General features: G+C 63.1%; 14 protein-coding genes and 3 riboswitches. Of the genes, 6 read left to right on the top strand and 8 right to left on the bottom strand.

Features of this window, described 5'->3' with window-relative positions; all coding sequences use genetic code 11:
* Positions 1–6 precede the first annotated feature (6 nt).
* From L9O85_RS01455 to secA, 7 genes are all read right to left on the bottom strand, one after another.
* Complete coding sequence (locus L9O85_RS01455) at positions 7–249, bottom strand: hypothetical protein (RefSeq protein ID WP_301579287.1); 243 nt, start codon at positions 247–249, stop codon at positions 7–9.
* A 20-nt stretch (positions 250–269) separates the two neighbouring features.
* On the bottom strand, positions 270–1,631 hold the full coding sequence (rlmD, locus tag L9O85_RS01450) for a 23S rRNA (uracil(1939)-C(5))-methyltransferase RlmD (protein WP_301579286.1): 1,362 nt from the start codon (positions 1,629–1,631) through the stop codon (positions 270–272).
* Between the two features lie 143 nt (positions 1,632–1,774).
* Complete coding sequence (locus L9O85_RS01445; protein ID WP_050622801.1) at positions 1,775–2,602, bottom strand: serine hydrolase; 828 nt, start codon at positions 2,600–2,602, stop codon at positions 1,775–1,777.
* A gap of 35 nt (positions 2,603–2,637) precedes the next feature.
* Complete coding sequence (locus L9O85_RS01440; RefSeq protein ID WP_050622802.1) at positions 2,638–3,942, bottom strand: Na+/H+ antiporter NhaC family protein; 1,305 nt, start codon at positions 3,940–3,942, stop codon at positions 2,638–2,640.
* 267 nt (positions 3,943–4,209) lie between these two features.
* The gene (locus L9O85_RS01435; RefSeq protein WP_050622803.1) at positions 4,210–4,545 is read right to left on the bottom strand and encodes a DUF3870 domain-containing protein; all 336 of its coding nucleotides are present in this window, start codon (positions 4,543–4,545) and stop codon (positions 4,210–4,212) included.
* 164 nt (positions 4,546–4,709) lie between these two features.
* Positions 4,710–5,078 (bottom strand): DUF3870 domain-containing protein, encoded by a 369-nt coding sequence (locus tag L9O85_RS01430; RefSeq protein ID WP_050622804.1) that lies wholly within the window; start codon positions 5,076–5,078, stop codon positions 4,710–4,712.
* Positions 5,079–5,192: 114 nt separating this feature from the next.
* Positions 5,193–7,967 carry a preprotein translocase subunit SecA gene (gene secA / locus L9O85_RS01425; RefSeq protein WP_050622805.1) on the bottom strand — a complete coding sequence of 925 codons (2,775 nt, stop codon included), beginning with the start codon at positions 7,965–7,967 and terminating at the stop codon, positions 5,193–5,195.
* A 252-nt stretch (positions 7,968–8,219) separates the two neighbouring features.
* Positions 8,220–8,305, top strand: a riboswitch (glycine riboswitch).
* Positions 8,306–8,402, top strand: a riboswitch (glycine riboswitch). It begins immediately after the preceding riboswitch.
* A 118-nt stretch (positions 8,403–8,520) separates the two neighbouring features.
* Here secA and L9O85_RS01420 point away from each other — a divergent pair.
* The 6 genes from L9O85_RS01420 (at position 8,521) to L9O85_RS01395 (ending at position 19,732) form a co-directional block, all read left to right on the top strand.
* Positions 8,521–9,954: an alanine/glycine:cation symporter family protein gene (locus L9O85_RS01420; protein ID WP_276758619.1), complete on the top strand. Its 1,434-nt coding sequence runs from the start codon at positions 8,521–8,523 to the stop codon at positions 9,952–9,954.
* 112 nt (positions 9,955–10,066) lie between these two features.
* A riboswitch (ZMP/ZTP riboswitch) is annotated at positions 10,067–10,147 on the top strand.
* 70 nt (positions 10,148–10,217) lie between these two features.
* Positions 10,218–10,955 carry a pyruvate formate-lyase-activating protein gene (pflA, locus tag L9O85_RS01415; protein ID WP_276853790.1) on the top strand — a complete coding sequence of 246 codons (738 nt, stop codon included), beginning with the start codon at positions 10,218–10,220 and terminating at the stop codon, positions 10,953–10,955.
* A 2-nt stretch (positions 10,956–10,957) separates the two neighbouring features.
* Positions 10,958–13,189: a formate C-acetyltransferase gene (pflB, locus tag L9O85_RS01410; protein WP_108981554.1), complete on the top strand. Its 2,232-nt coding sequence runs from the start codon at positions 10,958–10,960 to the stop codon at positions 13,187–13,189.
* 348 nt (positions 13,190–13,537) lie between these two features.
* A complete protein-coding gene (pgeF, locus tag L9O85_RS01405; protein WP_050622808.1) occupies positions 13,538–14,347 on the top strand; it encodes a peptidoglycan editing factor PgeF in 810 nt (269 codons plus the stop codon).
* 14 nt (positions 14,348–14,361) lie between these two features.
* The gene (locus L9O85_RS01400) at positions 14,362–15,882 is read left to right on the top strand and encodes an ABC transporter substrate-binding protein (RefSeq protein WP_050622809.1); all 1,521 of its coding nucleotides are present in this window, start codon (positions 14,362–14,364) and stop codon (positions 15,880–15,882) included.
* Positions 15,883–16,027: 145 nt separating this feature from the next.
* Positions 16,028–19,732 (top strand): phosphoribosylformylglycinamidine synthase, encoded by a 3,705-nt coding sequence (locus L9O85_RS01395; protein ID WP_430688774.1) that lies wholly within the window; start codon positions 16,028–16,030, stop codon positions 19,730–19,732.
* 94 nt (positions 19,733–19,826) lie between these two features.
* Here the strand turns inward: L9O85_RS01395 and L9O85_RS01390 are convergent, their stop codons facing one another.
* Positions 19,827–21,104, bottom strand: a complete 1,278-nt coding sequence (locus tag L9O85_RS01390) for an SLC13 family permease (protein ID WP_050622811.1) — start codon at positions 21,102–21,104, stop codon at positions 19,827–19,829.
* Positions 21,105–21,106: the final 2 nt, after the last annotated feature.

Below are 21,106 nucleotides of genomic sequence, written 5' to 3'. Positions count from 1 at the left end.
GAACCATTATGGTTCCTGCCTCTTATTATGTCTTCTGATGAATAAATCTACATTGAAGTTGGCTACCCAAGCAGTAGCAACAATTAACTTAAAAGGGAGAAAATAATCTGTATAGATCTCGCCATCGTTCATAAATAGAAGAATAGTATCTGTTTGAGCAGATACTGCGATCCCCTTTTGAGTATCACCGCCCAAAAGGACGCTGATTTCCTGACGAGTGTTGAACTTCTGTTTAAAAGAGAGCTTCATGCTTGTCCTCCCTACAAGTGTTAGCGATTCCTTCGTTCCATCCGCAGCACCGTCTCCACATGGGCGGTCCTGGGAAACAGATCCACCGGCTGGGCCTGGACGGCCCGGTAGCCCAGCTCCTCCAGCCGTTTCACATCCCGGGCCAGGGTGGCCGGGTCGCAGGAGACGTAGACGATGCGGTCCGGCGCCATGGAGGACAGCACCGCCGGCACCTCCGGGGCGAGCCCTTTGCGGGGCGGGTCCACGCAGATGACCTGGGGACGCACGCCCTGGCCGGCCAGGCGGGCCGCCACCTCCCCCGCGTCCCCGCAGAAGAATTCCGCGTTGGTGACACCGTTGCGCAGGGCGTTGGCCCTGGCGTCCTCGATGGCCTGGGGGACCACCTCCGCCCCGATGACATGCCCGGCCCGGCGGGCCAGGCACAGGGAGATGGTGCCGATGCCGCAGTACAGGTCCAGCACCGTCTCCTCCCCGGTGAGCCCGGCGAATTCCAGCGCCAGCTGGTACAGCCGCTCCGTCTGATCCCGGTTGATCTGGAAGAAGGAGGGAACGGACAGGCGGAAAGTGAGCCCGCACAGCTCCTCCTCCAGCCAGTCCCGGCCCCAGAGGGTGCGGTACGCATCGCCCAGGATCACATTGGTGTCCCGGAGATTCACATTGAGGACCAGCCCGGCCAGCTTGGGGACAGCGGCGCGCAGGGCACCGGACAGCTCTCCGGTGTGGGGCAGCTCCTTCCCGTTGGCCACTACGCAGCACAGGGCTTCCCCCGCCCGGTTGGTACGGATATACAGGTGCCGGATCAGCCCCCGGCCGGTGCACTCATCATAGGCGGGGATCTGAAAGTCCTCCATCCAGCCCTTGAAGGCCAGACGCAGGGCCGTATCCGCCTCCGGCTGGAGCAGGCAGTCCTCCGTGTCCACCACGTCATGGCTCCTGGGGCGGTAAAAGCCGATGGACAGCCCGCACTTTCCTCGGGAGACAGGGAACTGCACCTTGTTGCGGTAGCGCAGGGGGGACTCCGCCCCCAGCACCGGAGGCAGTTCCAGATGGACGCCGCCCACCCGCTCCAGGGCGTCCCGCACCCGCTGGCCCTTGGCCGCCAGCTCCTCCTCATAGGACATGTGGCGGTACTGGCACCCCCCGCACCGCCCGCTGTAAGGGCAGTCCGGCTCCTGCCGGACGGGGGAGGGGGAGATCAGGCGTGTCCCTTTGCCCCAGGCCACACCCTTGTTCACCTTGAGCAGCTGGACCTCCCAGTCCTCCCCCCGGATGGTCCCGGGAATGAAGACCACCCGGCCGTCCAGACGGGCCACCCCCATTCCTTCCGCGGTATAGCCCTCGATATGGAGGGGATGCACTGTGTTTTTTCTGACCTCGGCCATGGGATTCCCTCGCTTCAAAACCGTTTTTCTTATCATATCATGGCCGGATGGAGCCGTAAAGCCCATTTTGCCTCAGGACGGCAGAGAGAACAGGAGCGCCGCCCTTTCGGGCGGCGCTCCGCATAGGGCGCAGAGGGCGGCGGTCAGTCCCGAAGGGCCTGATACACCGCCAGGGAGACCTGGGAGATGGCGGCGATGCCCGCGCTGTCGTTCTCCAGATCCCCGGTGAACATGGCAATCAGGTAGCGGCGGCCGTCAGGCAGCTCAAAGATGCCCACGTCGTGCTGGATGCCCACCAGGTCGCCTGTCTTGTTGGCCACCAGGACCTGCCCTTCCGGGATGGCGGACTTGGAGCCGGAGTAGGAGGCAACTGCCGGCAGAAGGGCGGGCAGCTTGTTGCGGCACTGCTGAGATGCCATGATATCGAAGATGGTCTGGGAGATCTCCGGATTGACGAATTCGCCCCGGGAGATAGCAGAAAGCAGACGCCCAGTCTCCCCGGCGCACATGTAGTTGTTCTTTCCCTGCTGGATGGCTTCAAAATCCATCATTTTCCGCATCAGGGTAATATTCTGATAGCCCATCTCCCGGCAGAAGCTGTTGAACCGCTCCATTCCGATCACATCCATGATCTCATTGGTGGCGATGTTGTCGCTGAGTACGATCATCAGCTTGGCCAGATCCCGCAGGGAAGGGGTGTAATCGGTACCCAGCTCGCACAGGATGCCGGTCCCGCCCACCCGGTTGCGGGGGTCGATGGTGCGGGGGGCGTCCAGGTCCACCAGCCCCTGCTGTGCGTCCCGCATGAGAAGGGCCAGCATAGGGACCTTGATGACGCTGGCCGAGGGAAACACATGCTCCGGGTTGATGGTGAAGATCTCGCCGGACTGGCAGTCCTCCACATAGAGGCCCACCGTCCCGGCCAGTCCGGAGAGGATGCGATAGATTTCATTTTGAGGGATACGTTTCATGAGAATATGCCTCCTGTCCTATTTCCGAAAGCTAGTTACAGAATGAACGACGCCAGCACTGCGAGGATCACTGTGCCGGGTATAATGGCAAAGTACGAGAGCTTCATCATCGGCTTGATGTTGCTGGCATGGGCCAGTCCCATCTGTCCGATCATGTCCACGCCGGGATAGGCAAATGAGGTGATCTGATGACCGATGAGGACGATCATGCCCCACAGCTCCATGGAAATGCCCAGGGTCGGGAGGAAGGAGCTGAACAGGCTGTCGATCATCATGGCCTGGGCCACGGCGGCACCGTTGATGCCGAAGATGCCCACCAGCACAGTCAGCAGGGTGAAGCCCACCTTCCCGGTGGGGCCGATCAGAGGCTCCAGCAGCTGGAGAAGGGCATCAAAGGCACCGGACTGGGTGACAAAGTTCAGGAAGGGGTTAAAAATGAGGAACATGAAGAACAGCCACATCATTTTTCCGCAGCCCTCCATCATGCTGTCAAAGATGGTGCCAACGGGCATTCTGGCAAACAGACCTGTGATGATCGCAGCCACGATCATCACCAGGATCACGAAGGATGCGCCGCCATTGGTGGCGATCCCATAGATCACCATCAGAGCCATAGTGACCGCAAAGGCGATGGTGGCGCGGCGGGTGGCCGGGTCCATCTGGAAGTTCTCCGCAGCGGCCTCCCCGTCAGGGCCGAAGTTCTCCGTCCCCTGGGTCTCCTTCTGGACTTTGTTGGCGATGAGGAAGGTGCCCACCCACATGACGATGGATACGGGCAGTCCCGCACACAGCAAAAGGCGGGGATAGGAGAGCCCGGTGATGCTCATCAGGGTCACCATAGGCGGGGAGAAGGGGCTGAGGAACAGTCCGGTCTGACCGGCGCCCTGGAAGATGACGGCCAGCGCGGAGGGAGTGATGCCCACCGCAGCTACCAGCGGGATCACGATGGGGGCGATCACGGCGTTGGCACCTGCCAAAGTGCCCAGCAGGGTGACCAGCACCACGGAACAGACCATGGTGGCGATCATAGCCCGCTTCTGGGTACGGACGCCGATCTTCCGCATCAGCACATTGACGATGGCGGCGGCTACGCCTGTCTTTCTCAGCACCATGCCCAGTCCTGAGCCCAGCATGATGATGAATCCCACCAGGGCCAGGAAGGAGCCCATGGACTCGTAGATCACCGCGCCCAGGCCGTTCAGGGGCTGTTTCACCATGATTGCGCCCACAACAGCGCAGATGGACACGTTCACCAGAGGATGCATCCCTTTTTTAAATGCCAGGACGATGTACAGCAGCAGCGGAAACAGACCGCAGATAGGGGGAAGGTTGAAGATCATGGCAGCTTCTCCTTTCTTGATTCACACAGTTGTTTTTACCGGCACAGGCAGACAAGATATGCGGGGACAGGGATGGGGTCATCGCTCACATTTTCATGGCAACATTTCAACATACACCTCCCGGGGCCTGCCTCTGCCTGGAGCGTTTCCCAGGCCTATTTCTAAAAAAACAAAGGGACCCCCTTGGCTGCCAGCAGGCAATCAAACAGGTCCCTATTTATTCGGCTGTTGAAGGGGAGACCTCCAACACCATAAATAAAGAAAGATTCAGTTGTACCCGCCCCCCTGGCACTCCCTCAGGCGGGCAGCCACATCCCGTAGGATGACGGTGATAGCCCGGCGGGAGTCGCCGAAGTAGCGGCTCTGGACCCGGGAGATCATCTCCTCCAGGTCCGTGTGGAGGCTGAGACCAATGAGCAGGGACGCCAGAAAATCGCTGGTGATCTGGCAGACTGTGTCAAACTGGACATCATACACCAGGCCGCTGGAGGGGTCCACGATAAAAGAGCCGGCCAGGGCGCGGTGCACGCTGTGGATCGGGTTCTGGTTCGCCACCTTGGCCAGACCAACGACACAGATGGCCCCCGAAGGGAAATCGGACATATACCCTCCAGCCCCCTTGGCCCGCTGGGAAGCGGAACGGATCATATGCCTGAATTATAATAAAAAAGATCGCTCTTGTCAACAGAAATTGTGCAAAAAGCAAAATCCCGTTCCCGTTCTACTGTCGTTTTTTACCAATCAGACAGAGCAAGAGAGCGCCGGCCCTACTTTCGGAGCGGCAGGGAACGGGGGCTGCGAGCCCTCATCTTGGAGTACGCATCCTTCAGACAGACGATCAGCGCCCGCTGACCCGGGCCGAAATACTGCTGCTGGATGGACAGGATGATCTCGTCCAGCTCCTGGTAAAAGTTCCGCCCCACCAGGAGGGATGCGATGTAGTCACTGTTGATGCCCAGGATGATGTTGCACTCTGCGTCCAGGATGCGTCCGCTGTCCCGGTCCAGGATCAGGACCAGGAGGAGCAGCTCACTTTCCGCCGAATTCAGCGCCGTGTTCAGCGCCCTGGACATCCCGGCTGCCAAAATTGTATTGGGGCCATAGCGGGCCCTGCGGATCAGATCTGTCTGTTCCATCTGTGCTCTCCTTTTCCTCCTGATCGTCAAAGGCTGGTACACAGCAAGGCGGCATAAGCTGTGCGCCTATGCCGCCTTGCTCCAGATACGGGTCCACTGCTTTTGTGTGGGTTCTTACTGCTGCTCGCTGTGATACTCCTTGCAGGTGCACTTTTTCCACTTCAGGCCGCTGCCGCAGGGGCAGGGGTCGTTGCGGCCGATCTTGACCGCCTTTTTTACCGGCTGCTTTTTGACCGTGCCGTCGCTGGCGCCTGACTCGCTGGTGATCTTGGCCACCCGTTCCCGTTTGATCTCCGGGGCGGGGGCATCAGGCGCCTTGCGCTGGATGCGCACCAGGAACAGGCGGCGCAGGGTCTCCTCCTGGATGGCAGCGATCATCTGCTCGAACATCTCGTAGCCTTCCTTTTTGTAGGCTACAACGGGGTCAGTCTGGGCGTAGGCCCGCAGTCCGATGCCCTGCTTGAGGTCATTCATGGCGTCGATCTGGTCCATCCAGTACTCGTCCACCACCCGCAGCATGATGACCCGCTCCAGCTCCCGCATCAGGGGCGGTGTGAATTCCTGCTCCTTGCGTTGATAGACAGCCTGGGCCTTCTCCATGACCAGATCTACCAGCCCGTCCGCAGTGTAGCCTTGCAGCTCCTCGTCTGTGAGCCGCAGTTCGTCCGGCAAAAGGAACATGGTGTGGAAGAGAGCGGTGGCCTCCCGGAACTCCTCCGCAGTCATATGCTTCTGCTCTCCCATGTGGCCGCGGATGGCGTTCTCAATGGTGCTGCGCAGCATGGACTGGATGGACTGCTGGAGGTCCTCGCCGTCCAGCACTTGGCGGCGCTGCTTGTAGATGACCTCCCGCTGGGTGTTCATCACGTCATCGTACTGGAGCACGTTTTTCCGGGTCTGGAAATTGCGGGACTCCACCTGCTTCTGTGCGTTTTCAATGGCGTTGGACAGCATTTTGGCGTCGATGGGGGTGTCCTCGTCCACCCCCAGCTTCTCCATCATGCCCATGACTCGCTCAGAGCCGAACAGGCGCATGATGTCATCCTCCAGTGAGAGGAAGAAGCGGGTCTCACCAGGGTCGCCCTGACGGCCGGCGCGGCCCCGCAGCTGGTTGTCGATGCGGCGGGACTCGTGGCGCTCGGTGCCCAGGATGAACAGGCCGCCTACAGTGCGGACCTTGTCCGCCTCCGCCCGGATCTCGTCTTTATACTTGGCCTCCGCCTCGGTGAACATCTTCCGGGCGTTGAGGATATCCTCGTTGTCCGTTTCCGCGAATCCGGTGGCCTCCGCGATAAGCTCGTCGGTCATGCCCGCTTTGCGCAGGTCAGCCTTAGCGAGGAACTCGGCGTTGCCGCCCAGCATGATGTCGGTGCCGCGGCCGGCCATGTTGGTGGCCACGGTGACGGCGCCGAACTTGCCCGCCTGGGCGACGATCTCGGCCTCCTTCTCGTGGTTCTTGGCGTTCAGGACGCTGTGGGCGATGCCCTTGCGCCGGAGCATCTCGGACAGGTGCTCCGACTTCTCGATGGACACCGTGCCCACCAGGACGGGCTGGCCCTTCTGATGGCACTCCTCGATCTGCTGCACAATGGCCCGCAGCTTGCCCGCCTCGGTCTTGTAGACTACGTCAGGCCGGTCAATCCGGGCCAGGGGTTTGTTGGTGGGGATCTCTACAATGTCCAGCTCATAGATAGTGCCGAATTCCTCCTGCTCGGTCATGGCGGTGCCCGTCATACCGGAGAGCTTGTCATAGAGGCGGAAATAGTTCTGGAAGGTGATGGTAGCCAGGGTCTTGGACTCGTTGGCAACCTCCACGTGCTCCTTGGCCTCGATAGCCTGGTGGAGCCCCTCGTTATACCGGCGGCCGAACATGAGGCGCCCGGTGAACTCGTCCACGATGATGACCTGTCCGTCCTTCACCACGTAGTCAATGTCCCTCTTCATCACGCCGTGGGCCTTGATGGCCTGGTTGATGTGGTGGGAGAGGGTGGTATTCTCCGGGTCGGCCAGGTTCTCGATGTTGAAGGCCTGCTCAGCCTTGGCGATGCCCCGGGCGGTAAGGGTGGCGGTGCGGGCCTTCTCGTCCACCACGTAGTCAGCGTCCAGGTTGACGTCCTCTTCCTCCTTGTTGTCCACCTTGGCGATGCGCTGGCACTTCAGGCGGGAGACGAACTGGTCCACGATGGTGTAGAGCTGGGTGGACTTCTCCCCCTGGCCGGAGATGATAAGGGGGGTGCGGGCCTCGTCGATGAGGATGGAGTCCACCTCATCCACGATGGCAAAGGAGTGGCCGCGCTGGACCAGCTCGCTGGAGTAGATGGCCATGTTGTCCCGCAGGTAGTCGAAGCCGAACTCATTGTTGGTGCCGTAGGTGATATCCGCCTGATAGGCGGCCTTCTTGGCCGGGCCCATGACCCCGTGGATGACCAGGCCCACGGTCAGGCCCATGAAGCGGTACACCTTGCCCATCCACTCGCTGTCGCGCTTTGCCAGGTAGTCGTTGACGGTGACGATGTGGACGCCCTTTCCGGCCAGGGCGTTGAGGTAAGCGGGCAGGGTGGCCACCAGGGTCTTGCCTTCACCGGTCTTCATCTCAGCGATGCGGCCCTGGTGAAGGATGATGCCGCCGATGAGCTGGACCCGGTAGGGGCGCATGCCCAGCACCCGCCAGGCCGCCTCCCGGCAGGCAGCAAAGGCCTCGGGCAGGATATCGTCCAACGTCTCACCGTTCTGGAGACGCTCCTTAAATTCGGGGGTCTTGGCCTGCAGCTGCTGGTCTGTCAGGGCCTTGTACTCCTCCTCCAGAGATTCGATCTTATCCACCAGCGGCGTGATGGCCTTGACTTCGCGCTGGGAGGAGGTCCCGAAGATTTTAGTAAATAGACTCATTGGAAAACACCTCGGATGTTGATGTTGATCCTCGATCATTGTGGAAAAAGGGCGTCCTGATGGATCGTAGCATCTCAGTATATCATACCTTTCTCCCGGAAAAAAGGCCAAACTGTAAACTTTGTCTGCGAAAATGCCCAATATCCGGGGGAGTGCCGGGGGAAAATCCGCCGGATATGTATAAATGTACGCCAGTGGTTGACATTTGACCGCGGCTGTGTTAAGGTATTGCTCGAAAACAAAATAGGACAGACGAAGCGCGCAGGAAAACAGCTATGGCTTGCCGAAGGAGTAACACTCTCAGGTGTCCCTGCCGGGACGAGGACTGCGCGTGGATGTGACTCTGGAGAAGCTCGACGATCGGGTGCCGAAGGTGCAAGACGGAAGCGGGGACGCTTTCGCCAATCTCTCAGGCAAAAGGACAGAGACGATGAACTGCCTTGCCGCAGTCCAGGAACGGACCGCGGCGAGGGAGTTTTTCCTCGCCCTATGCGACGGACCGCGGAGCCTGCTCCCCGGTCCATTTTTTGTCCCAAAGGAGAGAGAAAACACTATGTTGGAATCCTTAGAAGCCACGCTCTATCCCATCGTTGTAAACATCAACAACTACCTGTCCAGCTACATCCTGGTCTTCCTACTCATTGCGGTGGGCCTGTGGTACTCCATCCGGACCCGCTTCGTTCAGGTGCGCTGCTTCGGCGAGGGCATGCGGAAGGTATTCGGCAACCTGACCCTGCGGGGCAAAAAGCATGCCAGCGGCATGAGCTCCTTCCAGGCCCTGGCCACCGCCATCGCCGCTCAGGTGGGCACCGGCAACATCGTGGGCTCCGCCGGAGCCATCCTCACCGGCGGACCGGGGGCCATCTTCTGGATGTGGATCATCGCCTTCTTCGGCATGGCCACCATCTACGCTGAGGCCACTCTGGCCATCAAGACCCGCAAGGTAGACCAGGAGGGCAATATTCACGGCGGACCGGTGTACTACATCACCACCGCCTTCCAGGGCGCTTTCGGCAAGTTCCTGGCTGGTTTCTTCGCCGTGGCCATCACCCTGGCCCTGGGCTTCATGGGCTGCATGGTCCAGTCCAACTCCATCGGCTCCACATTCCAGACCGCTTTCGGCGTCCCATCCTGGGTGGTGGGCATCGTGCTGGTGGTCATCTGCGCCATCATCTTCCTGGGCGGCGTACAGCGTCTGGCCTCTGTCACGGAGAAGATCGTCCCTGTCATGGCGGCCATCTTCCTGCTGGGCGGCCTGGTGGTGCTTATCGCCCGTATCCAGTACCTCCCTGCCACCATTGCCATGATCTTCCAGTACGCCTTCCAGCCACAGGCCATCATCGGCGGCGGCTTCGGCGCCGCCCTGAAGACCGCTATCAGCCAGGGCGCCAAGCGGGGCCTGTTCTCCAACGAGGCCGGCATGGGCTCCACCCCCCACGCCCACGCCCAGGCCAATGTGACCGACCCCCACGATCAGGGCGTGGTGGCCATGGTCGGCGTGTTCATCGACACCTTCGTGGTCCTCACCCTGAACGCACTGGTCATCATTTCCACCCTTTACACCGCCGACGGCCCTCTGGCTGGCGGCTACGTGGGCGGGGTGACTGAGGTTCTGGACAAGACCAACCTGGCGCAGACCGCCTTCGGCACTGTGATGGGGGCCGGGCTGGGCGCCAAGTTCGTGGCCATCTGCCTGTTTTTCTTCGCCTTCTCCACCGTGCTGGGGTGGAACCTGTTTGGTAAGATCAACGTGATCTACCTGTTTGGAAAGAAGTCCCCCAAGCTGTGCACCACTATTTATACCGTGGTCGCCCTCATCTTCATTTTCCTGGGCACCACGATGTCCAACGACCTGGTGTGGGAGCTGACCGATATGTTCAACAACCTGATGGTCATCCCCAACGCCATCGCCCTGTTTGCCCTGACCAGCGTGGTAGTCAGGGTGGCCCGGCGGGAGGACCCGGACAGCACCCCCCTGCGCCGGTGAGCCGGCGGCCGCAAGATACAGGAACTCCTTCCCCCGGCCCAGCTGATTTGTGGAAAAAGTAGAAACGGGGACCCGCCTCTTGACAGGAGGCGGGTCTCTGCTGTATTGTGGATGTGGATCATATGACTGACGGAAGTGGAGTGAAACCACAGGGAGTATGATCGTCACCATGCCGACCGTCTGGGCGCTGAAGGGGCCCGGAGGGGCGGCTTTTTTGCGCCCTTTTTTGCCCCGCCATCACAGAAAAGCAAGGAGGAAACAGGATGACGGGATATATCCACTCCATGGAGAGCATGGGGCTGGTGGACGGTCCAGGGGTGCGCGCAGTGGTCTTTCTCCAGGGCTGCCCCCTGCGGTGCCGCTACTGTCACAACCCCGACACCCAGTGCGGGGGCGGCCGGCCGGTGGAGGACGGCACGCTGGTCCGCAGGCTGCTGCGCTTCCGCAGTTACTTTGACCGCTCCGGCGGGGGCGTGACCTTCTCCGGCGGCGAGCCTCTGGCCCAGCCGGACTTTCTGCTGGCGTGCCTCAGGCGGCTGAAGGCGGAGGGTGTCCATACCTGTCTGGACACCTCGGGAGCCGGAAGGGGAATTTATGGGGAGATCCTGGCCCACACCGACCTGGTGCTCTATGATGTGAAGCACCATGAGCCGGCGGGCTACAAGGCAGTCACCGGCGGGGACATGGCCGCCACCCTGGACTTTGTAGAAGCAGTGCGCCGGGCGGGCACCCCCATGTGGGTCCGCCACGTGGTGGTCCCCGGCCTCACCGACAGCCGGGCCCACCTGGAGGGACTGCGGGCCTATGTGGACACCCTGCCCCATGTGGAGCGTGTAGAGCTGCTGCCCTTCCACAAGCTGGGGGCCCACAAGTATGAGGCTCTGGAACGGACCGACCCTCTGGCAGGTACACCCCCAATGGACCGGGATCTGTGCCGGCGGCTGGAGCGGGAATTTTTTGCTCCCTACACCACAACTGCGGAGAAAGGAAGAGCGGTATGAAGATGGAAAATCAGGCATGGAAGGGCTTTCATGGCGGCGAGTGGCAGCGCAGCATCGATGTGCGCTCCTTTATTCAGAAGAACTGGACCCCCTACGAGGGGGACGGCAGCTTTCTTACCGGCCCCACACGGCGCACCCGGGCGGTGTGGGAGCGGTGTGAGGACCTGCTGCGCCAGGAGCTGCGGAAGGGCGTGCTGGATGTGGAGACCCACATCGTCTCCGGAATCGACAGCTTTGCCCCCGGCTATATCGACCGGGAGAACGAGGTCATCGTGGGCCTTCAGACCGACGCGCCCCTCAAGCGCATCGTCAACCTGTACGGCGGAACCCGGATGGCCCGGTCCGCCCTGGAGCAGTACGGCTATCGCCTGGACCCGGAGATCGAGGACCACTTCTCCCAGTACCGCAAGACCCACAACGAGGGGGTCTTTGACGCTTACCCGGAGCGCACCCGGAAGGCCCGCCACGCCGGCCTGCTCACCGGCCTGCCGGACGCCTACGGCCGGGGGAGGATCATCGGGGACTACCGCCGGGTTGCCCTGTACGGCATCGACCGGTTGGTGGAGGAAAAAAGACGGGACCTGGACGCCCTGGACGGCCCCATGGACGAGGAGCGCATCCGCCTGCGGGAGGAGGTCTCGGAGCAGATCCGGGCCCTGGAGGAGATGAAAAAGATGGCCGCACGGTATGGGGTGGACCTGTCCCGCCCCTCCGCCACTGCCCGGGAGGCGGTGCAGGCGGTCTACCTGGCCTATCTGGCAGGGATCAAGGAGAACAACGGGGCCGCCACCTCCCTGGGCCGCACCTCCACCTTCCTGGACATCTACCTCCAGCGGGACCTGGAGGCAGGGGTCATCACCGAGGAGGAGGCCCAGGAGCTGATCGACCAGTTCATCATCAAGCTGCGGCTGGTCCGCCACCTGCGTACGCCGGAGTACAACGAGCTCTTCGGCGGGGACCCCACCTGGGTCACCGAGGCCATCGGCGGCATGTCTATTGACGGGCGCACCCTGGTGACCCGAACCTCCTTCCGCTATCTCCACACCCTGGGCAACCTGGGCAGCGCCCCGGAGCCCAACCTCACCGTGCTGTGGTCGGAGCACCTCCCCGCCCCCTTCAAGGCCTTCTGTGCCAAAATGTCCATCCTCACCGACTCCATCCAATACGAAAATGACGACGTGATGCGCCCGGTGTATGGGGATGACTACGCCATCTCCTGCTGTGTGTCCGCCATGGCGGTGGGCAAACAGATGCAGTTCTTCGGCGCCCGGTGCAACATCGCCAAATGCCTGCTGTACGCCATCAACGGCGGCGTAGACGAGCGCACCGGTGAGACGGTGGTCCCCGGCATCCGTCCCATCCTGGACGAGGTGCTCTCCTATGAAGCGGTCCGGGCCAACTATGAGCAGGTGCTCTCCTATGCCGCGGAGCTGTATGCGGACACGGTGAACATCATCCACTACATGCACGACAAATACGCCTATGAAGCCAGCCAGATGGCCCTCCATGACACTCAGGTGGAGCGGCTCACCGCCTTCGGCATTGCCGGCCTCTCCGTGGCCGCCGACTCCCTTTCCGCCATCCGCTATGCCTCCGTCCGGCCGGTACGGAATGAGGCCGGGGTGGCGGTGGAATTTGAGACGGAGGGGGATTTCCCAAAATACGGAAACGACGACGACCGGGCGGATGACGAGGCGGTGTTCGTGGTGCGGACCTTCATCCGGGAACTGAAAAAACACCCCCTCTACCGGGGAGCGAAGCACACCCTGTCCGCCTTGACCATCACCTCCAACGTGATGTACGGGAAAAAGACAGGCTCCACCCCCGATGGGCGCAAGCTGGGAGAGCCCCTGGCCCCCGGTGCCAACCCCATGCACGGCCGGGACGAGAACGGGGCCCTGGCCAGCCTGAACTCGGTGGCCAAGATCCCCTATCGGAACGTGTGCCAGGACGGGGTCTCCAACACCTTCTCCATCGTTCCCCACGCCCTGGGGAGGGACCAGGGGGAGCGGGAGGCCAATCTGGTGGCCATTCTGGACGGCTACTTCTGCCAGGGGGCCCACCACCTGAACGTGAACGTGATGGACCGGGCCACCCTGGAGGACGCCATGGAACACCCGGAGAAATATCCCAGTCTCACCATCCGTGTCTCGGGCTACGCGGTCAACTTCAACCGCCTGTCCCGAGAGCAGCAGGAGGAGGTCATCAAGCGCACCTTCCACTGCGCCCTGTGAGCCAGAGAGCCCCGGCGGTGACACCGCCGGGGCTCAAGTACTTTTGAGCGGCCGCACAGGCCGGCCGCCGGAAAGATGCTTTGCAGAGGTCCATAGGAGGCGACCGCCCCACAGGGGCACAGGGGCCTGCAGGGTGATATTCCTTCCGGCCCCTGTGCAGGGCGCCCGCTTCCGGCTGCGGGGCAGGTCCCGGGCAGCAGCACGCCGGAGCGCCCCATTGGGAAAAGCGCCCGCCCCGCCAGGAAAACGTGCCCTCTTTTCTCCCTTGTAACGGGTTGTCAGACGGAGAATTTTAGGATACAATAAAGTGCTAAGGTCTTTACATCTCGGCAAAGGAGGGGCACACCTATGGAGGTCACCCTGCGCACCTGTCAGAGCGTCCCGTTTTACGCCTGTGGCGGCTTTGATCCATCCGTCTGCGCCCATGGCTTCTCCACCCGGCTGGGCGGCGTCTCTCCCGCTCCCTGGGACAGCCTGAACCTGGGTGCTAACCGGGGGGACGCCCCGGAACGGGTGGCGGAGAATTTCCGCCGCTTCTGCTCTGCGGCGGGGGCCGACCCCGCCGCCCTGGTGAAGAACCATCAGGTCCACGGGGATCTGGTGCGGCCCGTCACCCGGAGAGATGTGATGTCCAGCTCCGCTGAGCCCGGCGTGTATGAGGCGGACGGCCTTATCACGGACGAGCCCGGCCTGTGCCTGACCATCTTTTCCGCCGACTGCATCCCCGTGCTGCTGCTGGACCCGGTGCGCCGCTGCGCTGCTGCTGTCCACGCCGGCTGGCGGGGGACCGCCCTGGGCATCGCAGCCCGGGCCGCCCTCCGGATGCGGGAGGACTACGGCTGCCGCCCGGAACATATCCGGGCCGCCATCGGGCCTGGGATCTCCCCCTGCTGCTTTTTGACCCGCGACGACGTGCCTGGTGCCCTCCGGGATGGGCTGGGCAGTCAGGCGGAGACCTGCATACGCCCGGCGGAGGACGGGCGCTGGCACGTGGACCTGAAGGGGGCCAACGCCCTCTGGCTCCGCCGTGCGGGGCTCTCACCGGAGCACATCGCCCTCTGCCCGGACTGCACCGCCTGCCGCACCGACCGCTTCTGGTCTCATCGGGTGATGGGGGAGCGGCGGGGCAGCATGGCCGCCATTATCCAACTTTTATGACTGTGAGGTTCCCCATGGGTCGTCGGCGTATTTTCCTGCTGCTTCTCAGCGCGGCGCTGGCCCTGTCCCTTGCCGGCTGCGGCCAGGCGGAGCCCCCTTCCGCCTCCGGCACGGACTTCTCCTCTGCGGCGAAGGAGGAGCAGGCCATCCCCGCCTCTATCCCCTTTACCCTCGCCTTTTACCCCGAGTACACGCTCCACCCCGCCCGGGCGGCCAACCGGGCAAATCTGACTCTGGGCTCCCTGCTCTATGAGGGGCTCTTCTCGGTGGACGCCTCTTTTCAGGCCCAGCCCCTGCTGTGCAGCGGTTACACCGTCAGCGAGGACGGGCTGACCTGGACCTTCACCCTGAGGGAGGGGATCACCTTTTCCGATGGCACCCCCCTGACGGGGACGGTTGCCGCCCAGGCCCTCCGGGACGCTATGGCGCCGGACTCCCACTACGCCCAGCGGCTGGGGGGCGTGCGATCGGTGGCCGCCGGAGAGGGGACGGTGACCGTCACTCTTTCCACCCCCAACGGGGCGCTGCCGGTTCTGCTGGACATCCCCATTGCCCTGGGAGACGGGGACCGCCCCCTGGGGACCGGCCCCTATGTGCTGACGGAGGAGGCAACAGGGGAGACCGTCCTCACTGCCCGCTCCGGCTGGTGGCAGGGCAGGTCCCTCCCATTCCAGACCATCCATTTAGCCTCGGTGGGGCAGGCGGACGACCTGATCTCCTCCTTTGACGCCGGGGACATCACCCTGCTGGATGCCGACCTCACTGGCACCAACAGCCTGGGCTACTCCGGCAGTTATGAGGCATGGGATTACAGCACCACCAATCTGATCTATCTGGGCTTCAACACCCAGCGGGGACCTTTCCGCTCCGCCCAGCTGCGGCGTGCCCTGTCCCGGGGCATCGACCGGCGGTCCATTGCGGAGATCTCCTTTGCCCACCACGCCGTCCCCACAGCGCTACCCATCCACCCTGACAGCCCGCTGTACCACCAACTGCTGTCAGACTCCGCGGACTACTCCCCCGACGATCTGGTGAAGGGTCTGGAAGGGCAGCAGCTGGGCAGCGACGGGCTGGTCTTTCTGGTGAACAGCGAGAACAGCAGCAAGGTGGCCGCCGCCCAGCGCATCGTGGACCAGCTCTCAGGGGCCGGAGTGTCCATCTCTCTGGAGCGCCTTTCCTGGACCGAATATCTGGCCGCCCTGGAGCGGGGGGACTTTGATCTGTATCTGGCGGAGGTGCGCCTCACCGCCGACTTCGATCTGACTCAGCTGGTGGGAACGAGGGGCGGCCTGAATTACGGCGGCTGGTCCGACCCGGCCACCGACGGCCTGCTATCCGCCTTCCGGGCCGCGGGCGCGGAGCTGCGCTCCTCTGCCGCCGCCTCACTGTGCTCCCACCTGATCCAGAACGCCCCCATCGTCCCCATCTGCTTCAAAAACGGCTCCGTGCTGACCCAATGGGGACGGCTAAGCGGACTGGACCCAGTGCGGGACAACGTGTTCCATGGGCTGGAGAACTGGGTCCTGGACCCCTGACCGCCCGCTCCAGCGTGGGAGGTCCACCGCCTTTCCCATCCTGAACTATCCACAAAGGTTTCCCTTGCGCGCCCCCGCTCCCCCGGGGGCGGGACACACAGACGGATCGAAACATAAAAAATAATATATATCTGGAGGAATGGACATGAGCGTACTGCGCTGTTATTCACAGAAAAAGACCGGATTCGATGTGGAGGCCCAGGGGCTGCTGGGTGCTCTGCGGGACCAGCTGGGCATCCGCGGCCTGGAGTCTGTGGTCATTCTGAACCGCTACGACGCCGACCAGATCGACCCCGCGATCTATGAGCAGGCCAAGGGCATCGTCTTCTCCGAGCCCCAGGTGGATGCGGTGTATGACGAGACTTTCCCCGTCCCCGAGTATCCCCACCGCATCCTGGCGGTGGAGGCCCTGCCGGGGCAGTTCGACCAGCGGGCCGACTCCGCCGCCCAGTGCATCCAGCTCATGGCCGGGGTGGACCGCCCCCTGATCGCCTACGCCAAGGTGTACCTGCTGGGCGGCCGGCTCACTGAGGAGGAGCTGGACAAGATCCGCCGCTACCTCATCAACCCGGTAGAGAGCCGGGAGGCCTCCATGGACAAGCCGGCCACCCTGGTCCGCACCCACGAGGCCCCCGACCATGTGGCCGTGATCCAGGGCTTTACCACCCTGGACGAGCCCGGACTGGCCGGCCTGCTCTTCCAGCTGGGGCTGGCCATGGACCTGGACGACCTGAAGTTCCTCCAGGCCTATTTCCGGGATGAGGAGAAGCGGGACCCCACCATCACGGAGGTCCGTGTGGTGGATACCTACTGGTCTGACCACTGCCGCCACACCACCTTTTCCACCCACATCGACCGGGTGGAGATCCTGGACCCCGCGGTGGACTCCGCCTACCGCCGCTACCTCACCGCCCGAGCGGAGGTGTACGGACCGGAGAAGGCCGCGGCCCGGCCCCAGACCCTGATGGACCTGGCCACCATCGGAGCCAAGGTGCTGAAAAAGCGGGGCTTGCTCCAGAACCTGGACCAGTCGGAGGAGATCAACGCCTGTTCCATCCACGTCACCGCCACGGTGGACGGGGAGGCGCAGGACTGGTTGCTCATGTTCAAGAACGAGACCCACAACCACCCCACCGAGATCGAACCCTTCGGCGGCGCGGCCACCTGCATCGGCGGCTGCATCCGGGACCCGCTTTCCGGCCGGGCCTATGTGTATCAGGCTCTGCGCCTGACCGGGTGCGGCGACCCCCGCGCCCCCTATGACCGGACCATGGAGGGCAAGCTGCCCCAGCGCAAGCTGGCCACCACCGCCGCCGCCGGCTACTCTTCCTACGGCAACCAGATCGGCCTGGCCACCGGCCATGTGGCCGAGGTGTACCACGACGGCTATGTGGCCAAGCACCTGGAGGTGGGCGCCGTGGTGGGCGCCGCGCCGGCCTCCAACGTGGTGCGGGAGCGTCCTGCCCCCGGGGACGTGGTCGTCCTGCTGGGCGGCCGCACCGGCCGGGACGGCATCGGCGGAGCCACCGGCTCCTCCAAGAGCCACAACAAGGCTTCCCTCACCACCATGGCCAGCGAGGTCCAGAAGGGCAACGCCCCCGAGGAGCGGAAGATCCAGCGCCTCTTCCGGGACAGCCAGGTCACCCGCATGATCAAGCGGTGCAACGACTTCGGCGCCGGCGGCGTCTCCGTGGCCATCGGCGAGCTGGCCGCCGGCCTGCGCATCGACTTGGACGCGGTACGCAAGAAGTATGACGGCCTGGACGGCACCGAACTGGCCATCTCTGAGAGCCAGGAGCGCATGGCAGTGGTGGTGGCCCCGGAGGACGCGGACCGCTTCATCGCCGCCGCTCAGGCGGAAAACCTGGAGGCATACCCCGTGGCGGTGGTCACGGAGAGCCCCAGGATGGTGATGACCTGGAAGGGCCAGACCATCGCCGACCTGTCCCGGGCTTTCCTGGACACCAACGGGGCGGACAAGCACACCTCTGTCACCGTACCCGACCGCTCCGCCGCCCAGCGGCAGCCCTCCCCCCGGTTCCGGGACCTGCGGGACATGGCCTCCAGCCTGAAGTGCGCCTCCCGCCGGGGACTGACCGAGCGGTTTGACGGCTCCATCGGCGCCGCCTCCGTGCTCATGCCCTTCGGCGGGAGCACCCAGCGCACCCCGGCCCAGTCTATGGCCGCCCTGCTGCCCGTGCTGCCCGGCCAGAGCACCGACCTGTGCTCCGTGATGGCCTGGGGCTTCGACCCAGACACCATGGTCCGCGACCCCTTCACCGGTGCGGCTGCCTCAGTGGTGGACTCTATGGCCAAGCTGGTGGCCGCCGGCTGTGACCGCCGCCAGGCCTACCTCACTTTCCAGGAGTATTTTGAGAAGCTTCGGGACGAGCCCCTGCGCTGGGGCAAGCCCTTCTCTGCCCTGCTGGGGGCCCTGGACGCCCAGCTGGGGCTGGATGTGGCTGCCATCGGCGGCAAGGATTCCATGTCTGGCTCCTTCCTGGATCTGGACGTGCCCCCCACGCTGATCTCCTTCGCCATCGCCCCCGCCAAGGCCGGGGAAGTGCTCACGCCCGAATTCAAGGGGGCGGGGCACCCGGTGTATCTGCTGCCCGGCTTCCCCTCCTATGGGGAGCTGAAGACTGCCTGGGACTCCTTCCACCAGTTGTGCCGCCAGGGCAAGGTGAAGGCCGCCTGGGCGGTGGAGGCCGGCGGCGTGGCCGAGGCGGTGATGAAGATGTCCTTCGGCAACTCCATCGGCTTCCAGGCCGATGTGGATGCCGCCGCTCCCTGGTACGGCCCCTGCTCCGGCGCCATCGTGTTTGAGCTGGAAGGGGAGGAGTTCCTCCCCGGCATGGCCTGGCGCATCGGCACCACCACCCAGGAGCCAGTCATTACCATCGGGGAGGACACCGCCTCCGTTGCCGAGCTGCTGGAGCGGAACGAAGGGGTGCTGGAGCAGGTGTATCCCACCCGGGCGGGAAAGACGGAAAAAGTGGAGGCCATCTCCTGCGGGGAGCGAGCCCCCATCGTCTGCCAGAGCCGGACGGCCCGGCCCCGGGCGGTCATCCCTGTCTTCCCCGGCACCAACTGCGAATATGACACCGCCCAGGCATGCCTGCGGGCGGGCATCCAGCCCGAGATCGTGGTGGTCCGCAACCTGTCCACCGACCTGCTGGCCCAGTCCGCTCAGGCCCTTGAAGAGGCCATCCGCCGCAGCCAGATGGTGGTCCTGCCCGGCGGCTTCTCCGGCGGCGACGAGCCCGACGGCTCCGGAAAGTTCATCGCCTCCTTCCTGCGCAACCCCCGGCTGACCGATGCGATCCATGACCTGCTTCGGGACCGGGACGGCCTGATGCTGGGCATCTGCAACGGCTTCCAGGCCCTCATCAAGCTGGGGCTGGTCCCATACGGGGAGATCCGCCCCATGGACGATCAGTGCCCCACTCTGACCTACAACCTGATCGGCCGGCACCAGAGCCGGTACGTCACCACCCGGGTGGCCTCGGTCCGTTCCCCCTGGATGCTGAAGTCCCAGGTGGGCGACCTGCACGCCATCCCCATCTCCCACGGCGAGGGCCGCTTTGTGGCCTCCGACGAGATGGTCCGCCGTCTGATCCAGAACGGCCAGGTGGCCACCCAGTATGTGGACGGGGCGGGCGTCCCCTCCCTGGACATCGACGTCAACCCCAACGGCTCCATCATGTCCATCGAGGGCATCTTCTCCCCGGACGGCCGGGTGTTCGGCAAGATGGGGCACTCGGAGCGGTACGGCGACTTTGTGGGCCGGAACATTCCCGGAGATAAGCACCAGCCGCTGTTCGAGTCCGGCGCGGAATATTTCAAGTAAAATGTCAAAAAACACTCCCCCGAACGCAGTAAGCCTTCGGGGGAGTGTTTTGTATCCAGGGAGCTGTCGGCGCGCGGTTCCATTTAACACCAGTTTACATGGGGTACAGGGTCATAGCGATCAGGGTGCCCACGATCCCGCGGACCACGCCGGGAATGAGTCCGACTTTCAGGCAGGTCTTAGCGCTGTATCCGCCAGCATTCATCGCCATAGGGACCACAGCAGTGGCCATGGGGGTGACCAGAGAGGACATGGTGGACAGCGCCACCAGGATGATGGGACCGCGGGGGTCACAGCCGATAGAACTGCATGTAATGACCACCAGGGGGATCAGCACCGTGCTCACGGCCCGGTTGTACAGCAGGGAGGTCATCAGGAAGCCCACCACATAGAAAGTGAAGCCGACAATATAGCCGTTGGTAATCCCATCCAGCATCTTGGAGAACACATCGGCCAGCATTTCGGCGGCACCGGTCTGGGCCAGAGCCGTTCCAAATGCGGACACGCCCACATATAGCAGGACGGTGCTCATGTTCATGTTTTCAATGGCTTCCCGCTCTGTCAGCACCCCGGAGGCCACCAGAACGATGGCGCCGATCAGCGTCACCTGCCAGGAGGTATAGCCCAGCATCAGGCCGAGAATGACGGCCACGAACACACCGTAGCCCAGGAACTCCCGCACCGGACTGAGGGGAGCCTGCTCCTGGAGCTTGCGCCCGCCGATGGCCGTAATGGGCCGCTCCGGCTGATCGGGGAGGAAGCGAGGAACAACAAAAATGGCCAGCAGGATAGTGACGATCCCCACCGGCAGGAAGACCGCCGTCTCGTTCCACATGTTCAGCTGGGTAGAGGTCCACCCATAGGACTCCATGTACCCGTTCTGCGTCACATACCAGGCGGCATAGGGGCCGATGGGCTCGATGATGAAGCTGGTGGAAACGGCCGCGATGGCAATGGGGTACATCATTTTGGAGGGACTGATGTTCATTCTGTCGCACATGTTCTGGACCAGCGGGTGGACCAGCGCGAAGATGGCCACGATACTGGGCACGAACTGTCCAATGATGCAGGTGATCACCACATAGGACGCCAGTACCTTGGTGAAGGAGCCCTCCGTGACCTTGTACAGCAACCTGGTGACATTATTGATCATCTGGGTCCGGGTCAGTCCCGCGGCCACTACGAACATGGAGGCCATGGTGATGACCGTGTTGCTGCCAAATGTGGCAATGGCCGCACTGCTGTCCAGGCATCCGAAGAGCACCAGGGCCACCATGGCCGCCAGCGCGGTAAAGGACATGGGGATCTTGTTCGTGAAGAACAGAACAAGCATCACCACAAACAGCGCGATACAGATTACAATAGGTGACATTC

The sequence above is a fragment of the Lawsonibacter asaccharolyticus genome (genome assembly GCF_022453915.1).
Lineage (GTDB): Bacteria > Bacillota > Clostridia > Oscillospirales > Oscillospiraceae > Lawsonibacter > Lawsonibacter asaccharolyticus.
Note: the sequence above shows the minus strand (reverse complement) of the source record. Positions and strands in the feature narration are given on the sequence as shown.